The sequence below is a fragment of the Nostoc sp. genome (assembly GCF_036917935.1).
Taxonomy (GTDB): Bacteria; Cyanobacteriota; Cyanobacteriia; order Cyanobacteriales; family Nostocaceae; genus Nostoc.
The window spans coordinates 158,137-172,381 of the sequence record NZ_JBALEL010000039.1; the positions used below are offsets into that span (position 1 = coordinate 158,137).

Sequence of the window (14,245 nt, forward strand, 5' to 3'; positions counted from 1 at the left end):
AAGACCGTAACTTTAAGTTGTACAACAGGGATACTCAAAAATAATGGTTCAAGAGCGTACTTTACCCACTTTTAATCCTGCTACTACGCATATCACTAAGGAAGAAGGGTTACGGCTGTATGAGGATATGGTATTAGGGCGCTTGTTTGAAGACAAGTGCGCTGAAATGTACTACAGAGGCAAGATGTTTGGTTTTGTCCATTTGTACAACGGTCAAGAAGCCGTTTGCAGTGGTGTTGTACAGTCAATGCGACCGGGTGAAGATTACGTTTGTAGTACATACCGCGACCACGTTCATGCTCTGAGTGCGGGTGTACCAGCAAGAGAGGTAATGGCAGAATTATTTGGCAAAGCCACAGGTTGCAGCAAAGGGCGCGGTGGTTCCATGCACATGTTTTCTGCTGAACATCGTTTGCTGGGTGGCTATGCTTTTGTGGCTGAGGGAATTCCTGTAGCAGCTGGAGCGGCTTTTCAAAGCAAATACCGCCGCGAAGTGCTGGGAGATAAAAGTGCTGACCAAGTGACAGCTTGCTTTTTCGGTGACGGTGCAGCGAACAACGGTCAGTTTTTCGAGACACTAAATATGGCAGCTTTATGGAAACTGCCAATTCTGTTTGTGGTCGAAAATAATAAGTGGGCCATTGGGATGTCTCACGAACGAGCGACTTCCCAGCCAGAGATTTATAAAAAAGCCAGTGTGTTTAACATGGTGGGCGTGGAAGTAGATGGTATGGATGTACTAGCAGTCAGAGCCGTGGCCCAAGAAGCTGTAGCCCGTGCCCGTGCAGGTGAAGGCCCAACATTAATTGAAGCACTTACCTACCGCTTCCGCGGTCACTCCTTGGCTGACCCAGATGAAATGCGAAGCAAAGCGGAAAAAGAATTTTGGTTCGCCCGTGACCCAATTAAGAAGTTGGCAGCTTATTTGCTGGAGCAAAATCTTGCAGATGAGGGAGAAATCAAAGCAATTGATCGTAAAATTCAGGATGTAATCGACGAAGCGGTTAAATTCGCCGAAAGCAGCCCTGAACCAGACCCCAGCGAGTTATATCGTTTCGTTTTTGCAGAAGACGAATAAACAGTGCTGAGTTATGAGTGCTGAGTACTTTTTATTCTGCTCAGGACTCAGCACTCGGCACTCCACCTTACCCAGGACTAAAATTTGTGTTTACCATTGCAGTTCAACAGCAACAGTACAAGACCTACATTCTTTCTGACGAAGCCGCTGGTTCTCAATTGGAAGTCGTACCCGAACGCGGTGGTATCATCACCCGGTGGCGGATTCAAGGGCATGAAATTTTCTATCTGGATACTGAACGCTTTACTCATCCTGATTTGAGTGTCAGAGGTGGGAATCCAATTTTGTTTCCTATTTGTGGCAATCTACCAGATAATACTTATACTCACAACGGGCAAAAATATACTCTCAAACAACACGGTTTTGCCCGTGAATTGCCGTGGTCAGCAACAGAACAAAAAACTGAAGATAAAGCTAGTCTGACTGTCGTTCTGGATAGCAATGAGCAAACCAAGACAGTTTATCCTTTTGATTTTCAGCTAGCTTTCACCTACGAACTTCAAGGTAATACCCTAGAAGTCCGCCAGCAGTATAAAAACTTGTCATCCACACCAATGCCCTTTTCGGCTGGTTTCCATCCCTACTTTCTGTGTGGTGATAAAACTCAGCTAGAGCTTGAAATTCCCTCTCAGCAGTATCAAGACAATCAAACTAAGGAAATTCACTCTTTTGACGGCAATTTTGACTTTAGCCGTGATGAAATTGATTTTGCCTTTGGACAATTAACGAGTCAATCGGCCACTGCGATAGATCGCAGGCGGAAGTTAAAACTCACCTTGGATTATGATGATTTCTCTACCTACGTGGTCTTTTGGACAGTCAAAGGCAAAGAATTCTACTGTCTAGAACCGTGGAGTGCCACCCGTAACTCTCTCAATACTGGTGATAACCTGACTGTGTTAGCACCAGGAGCTAGCCACACAGCATCTATAAGGTTGACTGCTAATTTTTTCTAAACCCCTTTACAAATCTACAGATGTATATGCTATGATGGCAAAGTTGCGAAATGCAGCGAAAGGGTCGCTAACTCAACGGTAGAGTACTCGGCTTTTAACCGATTAGTTCCGGGTTCGAATCCCGGGCGACCCATATAGAAGTTTATTAAATGATGTAAAGGCGCGATCGCAGCTCTTTGTAATTGTAGGAAGGAACATTTTGAATACTTGGCTACCAGAGCTACTAATTGTAGGGTAGCTAAATGTACAGTAGTAGAGAGCAACTATAGAACATATTTATAGTAACTATGGCGTAAACTTTTTCAACATAGACACGCGACACTAGTTATAATTTCCTATAAGTTGAAAAAACTCTTAAGATTTAGCGTAATAATTACGCTTCTCTCACACCGACTAGCTGACAACCACATTAGGAGGACTATCTATGGCGCTTGTACCACTGCGGCTGCTGTTGGATCACGCAGCTGAAAACGGTTACGGCATCCCAGCTTTCAACGTTAACAATTTGGAGCAGATTCAGGCGATCCTGAAGGCTGCTGTGGAGACAGATAGCCCGGTAATTTTGCAAGCTTCTCGTGGCGCTCGTGCTTATGCTGGAGAAAACTTCCTACGCCACCTAATTTTGGCAGCGGTAGAAACCTATCCTCAGATTCCCATTGTCATGCACCAAGATCATGGGAATGCCCCTGCTACCTGCTACTCAGCAATTAAGAACAACTTCACCAGCGTGATGATGGATGGTTCTTTAGAAGCTGATGCTAAGACTCCCGCTAGCTTCGAGTACAACGTCAACGTTACCCGCGAAGTTGTAAATGTAGCTCATGCTTTGGGTGTCAGCGTTGAAGGTGAACTCGGTTGTTTGGGTTCTCTAGAAACTGGTGCTGGCGAAGCTGAAGATGGTCACGGTTTTGAGGGTACACTCGACCACTCACAACTGCTAACCGACCCCGATGAAGCTGTTGACTTCGTAGAAGCAACCCAAGTAGATGCTTTGGCTGTTGCCATTGGCACAAGCCACGGTGCTTACAAGTTTACCCGGAAGCCGACTGGTGAAATTTTAGCCATCAGCCGCATTGAAGAAATTCACCGCCGTCTGCCTAACACCCACTTGGTAATGCACGGTTCTTCTTCTGTACCTGAAGATTTGCTTGCACTGATTAACCAGTATGGTGGTGCAATTCCTGAAACCTACGGTGTACCTGTAGAAGAAATTCAAAAAGGCATCAAGAGCGGTGTACGTAAAGTAAACATTGACACCGACAACCGTTTAGCTATTACTGCTGCTGTACGTGAAGCTTTGGCTAAAAAACCAGAGGAGTTTGACCCCCGTCACTTCCTCAAGCCTTCTATTACATACATGCAGAAGGTCTGTGCTGAACGCTATCAGCAATTTGGCACAGCTGGCAACGCAAGCAAGATTAAGCAAATTTCTTTGGAAGATTTTGCTGCTAAGTATGCTAAAGGTGAACTTAACGTTGTTACTAAAGCAGCGGCTAAAGTTTAATTTTGACAACTAAATAAATAGGGGCACAGTGCTGCTATGCTCCTAAAAAACTGAAGATTTTAATCTTGTCAAAAACCGGGTAAACACCCGGTTTTTTGTTTTATTCATAAGGATTGGGAATGGGGCATTGGGCATTGAAAAGAGGCACAGGGGAAAACTAGAAAACTCTTCTGCCTTGCTTCTTCCCCAGTCCCCAATCCCCAATCCCTAGAACACCCGATGCTGTAAAGAGGGCATTTGACGGCGGACTTGTTCGAGTCTGGTGGGCTTGATTTCTGCGATCGCAATTCCCGGTTTTTCCCCAGCATCGGCTAAAATTACACCCCAAGGGTCGATAATAACGGCGTGGCCGTGGGTTAGACGGCGGGCGTAGTTATTGCCTGTTTGGGCAGGAGCGATGACGTAGGCGGTATTTTCGATGGCTCTGGCTTGTAGTAGTACTTGCCAGTGGTCTTTGCCTGTAAAGGCGGTAAAGGCGGCGGGAATAAAGATCACATCGGCTCCCTTATCTGCCAGATGACGATACAGTTCCGGGAAGCGGACATCATAACAAATAGAAAGCCCTAAATTACCGAGTTTTTCTGAAAAATAGACGGGGGGTAGTTGCGTACCAGCCACAACTGTGCTGGATTCGCGATAGGTGTTGCCGTCGGGGACATCAACATCAAATAGGTGTACTTTGTAGTAGCGGGCAAGTTCTTCACCGCTGGGATCGATGAGTAGAGTAGTGTTATAAACTTTGCCTGTATTGTCTACCGGAACTGGAAAGCTGCCGCCCAAAATGGTAATTTGAAAGCGTTGAGCCATTTTTTTAAGAAATTTTTCACTTTCAAGAGCGATCGCATCCCCTTGTGCGAGTTTATCTTTTTCTTCTCCCATATAGGAAAAGTTTTCTGGCAAACCTACCAATTCAGCACCTTGACGCACGGCAAGCTCTATTAATTCTTCTGCCTGTGCCAAATTTTTGTCTAGATCGGGCACACTGGTCAATTGAATAGCGGCGGCTAAATAAGACTTCATAGATTCAACAACGAACAGTTGATTTATGGAAGATAGATTATCAAAATATATCGCTACTTCAACATCTGTGGAACTTAATTAGAAATGCATCAGCGTTGCTTTTGTTTAAAAGACTTGTTTTATTGCTGATTTTAATCTGCCTCTGGGTTCTACGAAACTGAGCAAGATGACAATTAGGTTGTGAGCAAACCCTGATAAAAGCTGTCTGGTGGGAATATTTCTCTCTTACAGAGTAACTATACTATTTTTGATTTTTGATTGGAAATCGTATTGGTGCATCTGGCTTGGTGTGAATTCATCTGTTGCAATCATTTTTCAAATTGGTATAAATTTATTTATGGGGATTGTTAATTTAAATGTTGAATTCAGAGTTACCCCTTTTCTTAAGCAAGCTACGCACAGCGTATTCTAGAAAAACGATTTAGACTGAGCTTTTGGGTTTTCTGTTGGCGGCACGAGCAGTATAAATTGGTAGTGCGGGAATTAGGAAATTATTTTTGAGGTAGAAAACTCCTAAAAATATTCTGAAACTGTATACAAATGTAAACAAGCTTGAGAGACAAGAAATTCGTGCCTCTCAAACTTGTTTATAAAAATTAACTTAAAGTTAGAACAAAATGGATAACTCAAGAGGATTTTATTGCCGATTGAGTTTCAAAGATGCTTTTCGAGGGTGGAAGCTAATGTAGTTTTAGGCACGGCGCCGACCACCATATCCACTTTTTGTCCACCCTTAAAAATCATTAATGTGGGAATGCTGCGGATGCCATACTGACTAGCAACATTCGGATTTTCATCTGTATTGACTTTTACGACCTTAATTTGACCTTTGTACTGTTCGGAGATTTCATCGACAACAGGAGCTACCATACGGCATGGTCCGCACCAGGGTGCCCAAAAGTCAACTAAAACAGGTACATCGCTGTCGAGTACTTCTTGCTTGAAACTAGAATCGGTAACTTGTGCGGCTGTTGACATGCCTAAAACCTTCGCCAATAATATCTGAACTTGGTGAAAATTCTACCATAGCAAAAACCTGAGCTTGGGAGTGCGAGGATGTACATTTGCAAAGAAGCTCTAGAATTTATTTATAAACATAAGGAACCGCCCGAACAGTAGTCCGGGCGGAGTGTGGTGTGAGGAGTGAACGGAAACATGCGTCTCCGCTATCTCTATTGTAAGCGACATATCGGATTTTTCCAGCAATTGTTTAGGGGCTAGAAAAATTTATTCAAGAATGGGGATTGGGAATTGGGCATTGGTTATTGTCCTTGTCTCCCTTATCCCCATGCCCGATGCCCAATTCTATTTCCCCATACCTAATTGTTGAGCTTTTTGGTAAACTTTGCCCTCAGTTAATAAAGAAGGTGCAATCACAACTTGCACCTGCTGCATTTCTTTAATATTTTTCACTCCTAAAGTGCCCATGCTGGTTTTTAAGGCTCCTAAAAGATTGTGAGTGCCATCATCTAGTCCTGCTGGGCCAATGAGTATTTGCTCTAGGCTTCCAGTGGTGGCAACGCGAATGCGGGTGCCACGGGGCAAGACTGGGCTAGGAGTCGCCATACCCCAATGATAACCTCGTCCTGGGGCTTCTGTGGCTCTGGCAAAGGGGGAGCCAATCATCACACCATCAGCACCACAGGCGATACATTTGCAAATGTCGCCACCGGTGATTAAACCGCCATCAGCAATAATGGGGATATAATTGCCAGTTTCGTTGTAGTAATCATCTCGTGCTGCGGCACAATCTGCGATCGCAGTCGCCTGTGGTACACCCACACCCAACACCCCACGAGAAGTACAAGCCGCACCAGGCCCAATTCCCACCAGTACCCCAGCCGCCCCAGCTTTCAACAAATTTAAAGTAACTTCGTAAGTCACGCAATTCCCCAACACCACGGGGATGGGCATGGAACGACAAAATTCTGCTAAATCAAGTGGTACTAAAGACTCTGGTGACAGATGTGCAGTAGAAACTACCGTAGCCTGGACAAAAAATAAATCTGCCCCAGCTTTTGCCACCGCCTCACCGTATTTACTTGCACCGGCTGGAGTCGCACTCACCGCCGCAATGCCACCTTGTTGTTTAATTTCCTGAATACGTTGTTCAATTAATTCCGGCTTTATTGGTTCGGCATAGAGTTCTTGCATTAGGGCAACAAATTCATCTTTCCCCACAGAGGCAATCCGATCTAATATTGGTTCTGGGTCGGCATAGCGAGTTTGAATACCCTCTAAATTAAGGACACCTAATGCTCCTAACTGTGACAAACGTACAGCCATGCGAACATCTACTACGCCATCCATAGCACTAGCAATTATCGGGATTTCTCGCTCAATATTGCCAATACGCCACTTAGTATCAGCCAAACTGGGGTCTAGTGTTCTGTTACCGGGGACTAGAGCAATTTCATCTATTCCGTAAGCTCTGCGAGCTGTTTTTCCCCGCCCAAGTTGAATTTCCACGCTTTAACTTTTCTCAAATCTGTTTAAGCTAGGGTATCAAATTGTGGGCGGGATTGGGGCGTTTTTTTCCCTGAATTACACAGATAAATTTGAGTAACCCAAGCCGCCGCTTAAAGCTTGGGTAGACGCAAAGTATTCACCAAGTAACCAAATGAGCAAAAACTGTTGACTGGTTTTTATACTGTGTTATTTGCAGGTTAGTGTTGCGCTAGTTTTTCGGCAATTGTACTTTGATGTGTTTATTCTTACTGAGTTAATATCAAGATTATTGACATTTCGTTCTCTTAATTTGCCTGGATTGATTTAGGTCAAGATCAGGCAATTTCTCATAAATGATACCAACTTGGAATAGTTTGTATCGTTTCAAATCAATAAACCTTCTGAATTTGAAGATTTTCAATTCCAAAATCCAAAATCTAAAATTGATTTGATTTACGTTTATTTTTAGCGGCATCCACACCAGTGTAACCAGTTGCCAACCAAATTATGGCTCTAGCTCCATCACGAACAGATTTTTCGATAGATTCAGGGGGTTTTTCTGAAGGAACTGGCACTGGCTTTAAATAAATACCCCGACTACCCAAAATAATTTCGCCGATGACACAAGCCCGGCGCATGTGGAAGTCTGAAGTAATCAAATAAACGCTCTTGATGCCGCGAGCTTGCAAATCATCTACCAACGTAGTAAAATTAGTAACTGTATCTACTGCTTCATAATCCAAGTGTAAACGTTGAGGATCAACACCAGCTTTGGTAAACACTCGTTGGGTGAATGTACGTGGACTACCGCCCGTAATCCAAATCGGTATATTTGGATGCTCGCGAACGAATTTTGCTGTAAACTTCTCCCGCTCTAAATGTCTCGTTGAACCACCCAACACTACAACTGCTTGCGGCTGCACAAATTGGTTTTGTACTTCTTTGTATCCCCACCAGATGATTAGGGGTAAGACCAAAGCCATAAAACGAAAAGATTTACCTGTAAAGAGTAGCTTATTCAAGGCTCAATAACTTAATTTACTTAGTCCAAAATTTTCTCTGACTAGAAGAAAAAACAATTGATAGTAGATTAGCAAACTTCCAAAGAATCTGCCCAAATATAAAATTGGTTGATTTTTGTGTAACAGCGCGATTAAGCGTGCCTGGAGTTTTTCCTCTAATTGATGGATTATCCTAACCTTTATCGGACGATTCATCAAAGGGTTCTAACCACTTTATATAGCAGTTCTCAATTGTATGGAATACAGGAGCCAGTCGTGTGGGCGGGTATTTCGACTTGGGCGAACTGCAATACGCTTCGGTTAAGAATATTTGTCGGTTGGGTAACGCATTGCCTCAACCCAACCGACACATTTTTATTTTTTGGGCTTAACCAAACTGTATTGGTGCGAACTGGCGTACCACTGGTAGGGGCACAGCAATGCTGTTACCCTATAAATTGTCATATATATATGAATTGTCACAATATAACGGGACTGGTGCGACTTGAACGCACGACCTGACGCTTAGGAGGCGTCCGCTCTATCCAACTGAGCTACAACCCCAACTACGAAGCATATATAATTATAGCAGTAATTTTAGCGAGACTGCCAACAATTATCCCAAGGGCCCCCGCCTACTTCTAAACCACAAAGAAAACTTTCTGCTTTTAGGATTATTTGAGATTTTCTCCCATTTAGTTCTCGTAACTCTAAATTTAGTTTTCCTTGCATGGTGTCTCGGCAACAGTATCTTAAACCTTCTGCTGTGGGCGCACGTAAAGGTGTACCAGGTAAAAGGCTGGTTCCTGTCAATTCAATTTCGTAATTGGAGTTACTAGCTTTCATTTGCCATCTACCCCAAGGCTGAATTTCCCAGTCTACTTGGGAATTCCAGGGAACGAATTCATAAAACTTGCCTTGATAGTGCAGTCCAATCATCCCTACAGATTCCATCCACCACAGCACACCCCGCCGTCCACCGCCAGCAGTTAATGCTAAGTCGGGTTCGCCTTCAAATAAATTACAGTTTATCCAAAACCATTTTTGCGGAAAAGCACCACCCCAATTTTTCTCGCCGTAGGCTGGGGCGTTGGTGAATTCGTAGATTTTGCCATTCCAGTCAATCTTACCGGTGGCTAGACCGTGAGCCATCAAAATTTGCCATCCAGGTTCAAAAATCTGCAAGAATGATAGCCAGCCTGCGGTTGATTGCTGAATACTATTTTGATTGCCCCAACCGTATAGTGGTTGAATTTCATACTGCCAACGGCAATAATTATTAGTGGCGCGATCGCGAATTATTCCCTGATTCAAGGTGGCTGTAGCTTGATAGCCTTCTTGGACATGATACTCAAACTCTTCTGGCAGGAGGTATAGGGGAGAAACTTGCAAATTATTTTTACCCCAATGACCTAAACCCAAAACATCCCGACTACCCCAAAATTTGTTGACATCAGGAAAAGTACGGCATAAATACTCATCATCCGGGCCGAGGATTTGGGCTGCACCGCCACTGTAAGGTTTACCGCCGATGGGGTCTTCAATGGAGTACATAAAGGCGAATGTTTGCCCAATTTCCGGTAAGGTGATGCGGTAATACCAGCCTTCAAAGAAGCGGCGACTACTGCCATCCCAGTGATAACCAGAATGGGGCGTTTGGGTTGATTGGAGGAGATTTATGGGAATAGTTAACATATATCTATATAGTTGCCGATTTTTTCAGTATGCGCGATCGCTTCGATATCAATGATGCTTATGAAATTCTTGGGTTGGAACCTGGTGTCTCTCAAGTACAGGTGAAACGAGCTTACCGTAAACTGGTGAAAATTTGGCATCCCGATCGCTTTGTTGATCAAAGGCAAAAACAGGAAGCGGAGGAAAAAATCAAATCAATCAACGCAGCTTACAACAGGCTCAAATCTGAAATTCCATCTGAGCCTCCCATTCCTGAAAATCCATCTTCATCTTCGCCTAAAAATCCCCCAAAAATATCTGTCAATCGTTGGGATGCAGAAACTTTCTATACTTTAGGGGTAGAAAATGCTACACAAGGAAGATATGAGGATGCGATCGCAGATTTTACCCACGCAATTCGTCTCAATCCTTACTACATTGACGCATATAAATATCGTGGACTAGTTTGCTCTCAACTTGGATATGAATATAGAGCCGCTTCCGATTTAAATAAAGCTGTACAAATAGAAGAAGAATTAAGAAATCCGGGCGCTGCACGTACATCACGCTCACCTAGATATGTATCAAAACCTAGACCTCTGGTAGAAAGATTTTGTCAGAGAATAAAAAGCTTACTGCGGCTAAATCGGCGTTGGAGATAAGGAGCGAATATAGTTTAAAACACTTCAGACGGCGATACCAGACCAGGAGTTAGATACTACTTATACTGGGGAATACTAAGTGTAGTAAGATTTGCTGCTGATTTCTTAGTATGAGCGATCGCTTTTAGTCCCGATGGTCAGCATATTGCTAGTGGTAGTGCAGATCATACTGTGAAGCTATGGGATATTAACACGGGACAAAATCTTTACACTTTGGATAACCATTCAGATTGGGTTAACTCTGTCGCTTTCTATCCTGATGGGAAAACTTTGGTTAGTGGTAGTCGAGATATGACAATCAAGCTTTGGCGATGCGATATCTAACCACAAATTAAAATTTAGATGATTTCAGTAAATTACGAGATTTTTATCAAATTATCATCTGACAGTTTAATAACATCTATCTTTGGGATACTCTTTCTTTTGATTAAGTATTAACTCCCTAAAGATTAAGTATTGACTGCCTGGAGATAGAGCCACTTGCCGATCGCAGAGGTTATCCTGATAATTACCAACAGTTGAGTAGCAAATGAAACTCAATACTAATCAGCAACATATATTTTTCAGTTCATTAAAACCTCTTGTTTTTACAAAGCTTTAGTTTGTCAATATCTTGTTTGAGGAGTGAAATCAACAGCTATGTCTATTCCCAATGAACGCGAAAGCGAAAGCAAAAACAGTGAAGTCAAGCAAGAATCTTACACTGATATTAATGGTAATACTCACACTGACTTGACACGAACCACTGAAACAGTCAAGAACAGGGCAGCTAATCCCAACTCTTACACTAACGGTTACGTACAAGGTCGAAATACTGAGCGTAGCAATCAGCAAGCTGATTTAGCCGAGCGTGACAATAACAATGCTAGTGGTGGTTTGCTGCTGGGTATTATCATTACTTCCCTGCTTGGTTTGGTTGTAGGTGGAGTCTGGTACTTCAACCAGCAGAATAACGCAGCGGTTAACAATACTGTGCCGGTCGTGGTTCCTGTACCGAGTAAGAGTAGTCCAACTCCCAGTGCATCTCCTCAACCACAAACGACAATAATCGAAAGAACTAGGGAAGTACCTGTACCGGTTGCTGTTCCTGTTCCTGTTCCACAACAGCAGGTTACACCTCCCTCTGTACCTCGCCAACCGAATATTAACATTACTATTCCACCCCAGCAGCCTGCGGCAGAAAAAGCACCTTCTGTAACCCAGCCAGCACCTAAAGCGACACAAAGTCCGGCGACGAGTCCAACTACTAATACTCCGACTTCGCAAAACGATAGTTCTACTAATACTGTCGCTCCAAGTACGAAAAGTGACACCTCTAAAACCACTCCACCCCAAGGAGTAGACAAGTCAAACAGTACATCTAATAGCGGTTCTTCTAGCGCAGGTGACAGTACTACAGGGGGTTCTGGTCAATAACGGCTTCTGAATTTTCAGCCCACTTGGTAATGCTGGTATTAATGCCAACATATAACAAGTGGGACAATTTTTAAGCAATATTTCTGAATTGTTGCGATAAGTTAATGGTGTTCAAGTTTAGTAAAGGTGTCTTGTAGCTAAACAAACACAATGCTAGATTAAGAGCAAGGTACAAACAGGTTAAAAGTTAAATAAAAACTTTCAAGTTAGAGCCTGTGCCTCCTGCTCTAATGTTCTTGCGTAGGCATAGCCCGTCGTAGACATCGCTCTGAAGTTGTGGCATCCATTGAATGTATTTTTACATTGAGTTCAATGAGTTGTTTGGGAGGTTTGAGAACGCACAGCCCGAAAATGCCTGCCTAGTTAGAATATAAGGATGTGCAATTCTGAGTAGAGCGAGCGCCAATGCTGTCCACCTTAGATAGTTGAGTTAGTTATTTCTGAATTCTCCAATCTTCAAGAAACCGCCGCAAGCTGCTGAGATTTATCCATCGCAGCTTCAGGCGGTTTCTGCGTTGAGTTAATTAAAAAGTTCAGAATTATTAATGACTAATTAAGGTAATTACAGTTACTTCTGGCGGACAAAATAGGCGTCCTGGGCGGTAAGTTCCTAAACCCCGATTGACATATAGTTGATTTTTCTCCACCTTGTGAAACCCTTGCGCCCACTCCCAATATCGCACTACTTTAGAACAGTCTCCCAGGAAAAATGTTACCCAACGCCGTAATTTTTTGGGAATTTGTTTGAGTAGTTTTTTATAATAGAGTACTACAGGGCCAATACCCGGAATTACGATGTGACCACCGTGGGTATGACCAGATAGTTGCAAATCTACGCGCCATTGTTGCAATATCTTGGCTGTATCTGGGTTATGAGATAAAACGATGCGGGGTGTAACTGAGTCTAGTTGATTCATGACTGGTGCGGGGTAAAATTCCTGTGACCAATAATCAGCTAATCCTACCAATGGTAATTCTTTTCCTAATGGATAGGCGATTTCATTCCAAAGTACGTGAACCCCAATGCTAGTTAACGCCTGTGTAACTTCTGCTTTGGAGTGGCTGTAATAGATATCGTGGTTCCCAAGTACGGCGTAGATACCACAGCGACTTTGCAGATGTTTGAGTCGAAGCACCAATTGGTGAATTGGTGTGGGATCGTCAGTTACGTAGTCACCAGTTAATAGAATTAAATCTGGTTCAGCTTCGTTAGTAAGTGCGATCGCTTTTTCTAACATATCTTCCGACAGTCGCAAACCATCGTAGTGAAAATCTGACAACTGCACTAACCTTGTACCTTGTAAAGATGCAGGAAGTTCCGCAATCTTAACCGTTATTTTATCTACTCTTAAATGTCCCGTAAACAACCAATGCATAAGACAACCGATACTCCTCATACCAGCGCTTACAGCTTACCAAAAATCAAAATGCAACTTGATAAAATGCAATAATTTATGTCATCTACTCCAGATACAATTAATTCATTGATTTCAATTTTGCGATGAAACTAAGCAGGTATTGCCTTAGTTTGTAGGCACTCATTAGCCAGAATACCTGCCGTGATTGCGTTCTTTTATTTTTAATTTTTAATTTACCTACTCACCTTGTAGGGTGATTATAGTAACTTCTGGGCGGCAAAATAAGCGTCCTGGGAGGTAAGTTCCCAAACCACGATTGACATATAGCTGATTTTTACCTAGCCGATGCAAACCCTGCGCCCATTCCCAATGTTTGACTACAGAAACATTTATTTCCAAAAATGGGACTCGACGCCGCACTGTTCTGGGTATTTTTTCTACAAGCTTTTCATAAAACAACGCCATAGGGCCAATTCCGGGAATCACGATTTGACCACCGTGAGTATGACCAGATAATTGTAAATCGACTCGCCATGCTTGTAATATCTCCGCAGTATCTGGGTTGTGAGATAAAACGATGCAGGGTGTGTCGGGGTTTAGCTGGTTCATAACTGGTACAGGATTGAATTCCTGTGACCAATAATCAGCTAGTCCAACGAGTGGTAATTCTTTTCCTAGTGGATAGGCAATTTCGTTCCAAAGAACGTGAATTCCAATGCTAGTAAGGGCTTTTGTAACTTCTACTTTTGCTTGTTTGTACTGTATATCGTGATTGCCAAGAACAGCATAGATACCACTCCTACTTTGCAGATGTTTGAGTCGAAGTACGAATTGGTGAATTGGTGTGGGATCGTCAGTTACATAGTCACCAGTTAATAAAATTAAATCTGGTTCAGCTTCGTTAGTAACTGCGATCGCTTTTTCTAACATATCTTCCGACAGCCGCAAACCATCGTAATGAAAATCTGACAACTGCACTAGCTTCTTACCTTGTAACGATGCAGGCAATCCTGCAATGTTAACCGTCAATTCTTCTGTACTCAACGGCCCAGATAACAACCAATGCATAAGACGTTCAATAAACTTCAATCATAGCGCTTACAGCTTAACGAAACATTGTCGGTTTGT

General features: G+C 43.0%; 13 protein-coding genes and 2 tRNA genes. 7 read left to right on the forward strand and 8 right to left on the reverse strand.

Annotation, left to right across the window (positions count from 1 at the left end):
- Positions 1-43: 43 nt before the first annotated feature.
- From pdhA to fba, 4 genes are all read left to right on the forward strand, one after another.
- On the forward strand, positions 44-1,078 hold the full coding sequence (gene pdhA / locus V7K62_RS18010) for a pyruvate dehydrogenase (acetyl-transferring) E1 component subunit alpha (RefSeq protein ID WP_334866300.1): 1,035 nt from the start codon (positions 44-46) through the stop codon (positions 1,076-1,078).
- A gap of 86 nt (positions 1,079-1,164) precedes the next feature.
- Positions 1,165-2,034, forward strand: coding sequence for an aldose epimerase family protein (locus tag V7K62_RS18015; protein ID WP_334866401.1), 870 nt, complete (start codon positions 1,165-1,167; stop codon positions 2,032-2,034).
- A gap of 61 nt (positions 2,035-2,095) precedes the next feature.
- Positions 2,096-2,167, forward strand: a tRNA-Lys gene (locus tag V7K62_RS18020).
- A gap of 291 nt (positions 2,168-2,458) precedes the next feature.
- Entirely contained in the window at positions 2,459-3,538 is a 1,080-nt protein-coding gene (fba, locus tag V7K62_RS18025) for a class II fructose-bisphosphate aldolase (protein WP_194004712.1), read from the forward strand.
- A gap of 207 nt (positions 3,539-3,745) precedes the next feature.
- Here the strand turns inward: fba and V7K62_RS18030 are convergent, their stop codons facing one another.
- The 6 genes from V7K62_RS18030 to V7K62_RS18055 all read right to left on the reverse strand — a co-directional run bounded on the left by V7K62_RS18030 (position 3,746) and on the right by V7K62_RS18055 (position 9,702).
- On the reverse strand, positions 3,746-4,558 hold the full coding sequence (locus tag V7K62_RS18030) for a carbon-nitrogen hydrolase family protein (RefSeq protein ID WP_334866302.1): 813 nt from the start codon (positions 4,556-4,558) through the stop codon (positions 3,746-3,748).
- Positions 4,559-5,212: 654 nt separating this feature from the next.
- On the reverse strand, positions 5,213-5,536 hold the full coding sequence (trxA, locus tag V7K62_RS18035) for a thioredoxin (RefSeq protein WP_104909616.1): 324 nt from the start codon (positions 5,534-5,536) through the stop codon (positions 5,213-5,215).
- A gap of 327 nt (positions 5,537-5,863) precedes the next feature.
- Positions 5,864-7,027 carry a GuaB3 family IMP dehydrogenase-related protein gene (locus V7K62_RS18040; protein WP_334866304.1) on the reverse strand — a complete coding sequence of 388 codons (1,164 nt, stop codon included), beginning with the start codon at positions 7,025-7,027 and terminating at the stop codon, positions 5,864-5,866.
- Between the two features lie 416 nt (positions 7,028-7,443).
- On the reverse strand, positions 7,444-7,989 hold the full coding sequence (locus V7K62_RS18045; RefSeq protein ID WP_334866403.1) for a YdcF family protein: 546 nt from the start codon (positions 7,987-7,989) through the stop codon (positions 7,444-7,446).
- Positions 7,990-8,497: 508 nt separating this feature from the next.
- Positions 8,498-8,571: transfer RNA gene (locus tag V7K62_RS18050), tRNA-Arg, on the reverse strand.
- 33 nt (positions 8,572-8,604) lie between these two features.
- Positions 8,605-9,702 (reverse strand): tocopherol cyclase family protein, encoded by a 1,098-nt coding sequence (locus tag V7K62_RS18055; protein ID WP_334866306.1) that lies wholly within the window; start codon positions 9,700-9,702, stop codon positions 8,605-8,607.
- Positions 9,703-9,731: 29 nt separating this feature from the next.
- Between V7K62_RS18055 and V7K62_RS18060 the strand changes: the two genes are divergently transcribed.
- The 3 genes from V7K62_RS18060 to V7K62_RS18070 all read left to right on the forward strand — a co-directional run bounded on the left by V7K62_RS18060 (position 9,732) and on the right by V7K62_RS18070 (position 11,759).
- Complete coding sequence (locus tag V7K62_RS18060) at positions 9,732-10,343, forward strand: DnaJ domain-containing protein (RefSeq protein WP_334866308.1); 612 nt, start codon at positions 9,732-9,734, stop codon at positions 10,341-10,343.
- Positions 10,344-10,460: 117 nt separating this feature from the next.
- Complete coding sequence (locus V7K62_RS18065) at positions 10,461-10,667, forward strand: WD40 repeat domain-containing protein (protein ID WP_334866405.1); 207 nt, start codon at positions 10,461-10,463, stop codon at positions 10,665-10,667.
- 315 nt (positions 10,668-10,982) lie between these two features.
- Positions 10,983-11,759 carry a hypothetical protein gene (locus V7K62_RS18070; protein ID WP_334866310.1) on the forward strand — a complete coding sequence of 259 codons (777 nt, stop codon included), beginning with the start codon at positions 10,983-10,985 and terminating at the stop codon, positions 11,757-11,759.
- A gap of 542 nt (positions 11,760-12,301) precedes the next feature.
- Here the strand turns inward: V7K62_RS18070 and V7K62_RS18075 are convergent.
- Both V7K62_RS18075 and V7K62_RS18080 read right to left on the reverse strand, forming a co-directional pair.
- Entirely contained in the window at positions 12,302-13,135 is an 834-nt protein-coding gene (locus V7K62_RS18075; RefSeq protein ID WP_334866312.1) for a metallophosphoesterase, read from the reverse strand.
- A 219-nt stretch (positions 13,136-13,354) separates the two neighbouring features.
- On the reverse strand, positions 13,355-14,185 hold the full coding sequence (locus tag V7K62_RS18080; RefSeq protein WP_334866314.1) for a metallophosphoesterase: 831 nt from the start codon (positions 14,183-14,185) through the stop codon (positions 13,355-13,357).
- Positions 14,186-14,245 lie beyond the last annotated feature (60 nt).

What these genes read in the sequence shown, in the direction of transcription:
- pdhA (WP_334866300.1), top strand. Translation starts at nt 44, where the DNA reads ATGGTTCAAGAGCGTACTTTACCCACTTTTAATCCTGCTACTACGCAT.
- fba (WP_194004712.1), top strand. Translation starts at nt 2,459, where the DNA reads ATGGCGCTTGTACCACTGCGGCTGCTGTTGGATCACGCAGCTGAAAAC.
- V7K62_RS18030 (WP_334866302.1), bottom strand. Translation starts at nt 4,558, where the DNA reads ATGAAGTCTTATTTAGCCGCCGCTATTCAATTGACCAGTGTGCCCGAT.
- trxA (WP_104909616.1), bottom strand. Translation starts at nt 5,536, where the DNA reads ATGTCAACAGCCGCACAAGTTACCGATTCTAGTTTCAAGCAAGAAGTA.
- V7K62_RS18045 (WP_334866403.1), bottom strand. Translation starts at nt 7,989, where the DNA reads ATGGCTTTGGTCTTACCCCTAATCATCTGGTGGGGATACAAAGAAGTA.
- V7K62_RS18055 (WP_334866306.1), bottom strand. Translation starts at nt 9,702, where the DNA reads ATGTTAACTATTCCCATAAATCTCCTCCAATCAACCCAAACGCCCCAT.
- V7K62_RS18060 (WP_334866308.1), top strand. Translation starts at nt 9,732, where the DNA reads ATGCGCGATCGCTTCGATATCAATGATGCTTATGAAATTCTTGGGTTG.
- V7K62_RS18070 (WP_334866310.1), top strand. Translation starts at nt 10,983, where the DNA reads ATGTCTATTCCCAATGAACGCGAAAGCGAAAGCAAAAACAGTGAAGTC.
- V7K62_RS18075 (WP_334866312.1), bottom strand. Translation starts at nt 13,135, where the DNA reads ATGCATTGGTTGTTTACGGGACATTTAAGAGTAGATAAAATAACGGTT.
- V7K62_RS18080 (WP_334866314.1), bottom strand. Translation starts at nt 14,185, where the DNA reads ATGCATTGGTTGTTATCTGGGCCGTTGAGTACAGAAGAATTGACGGTT.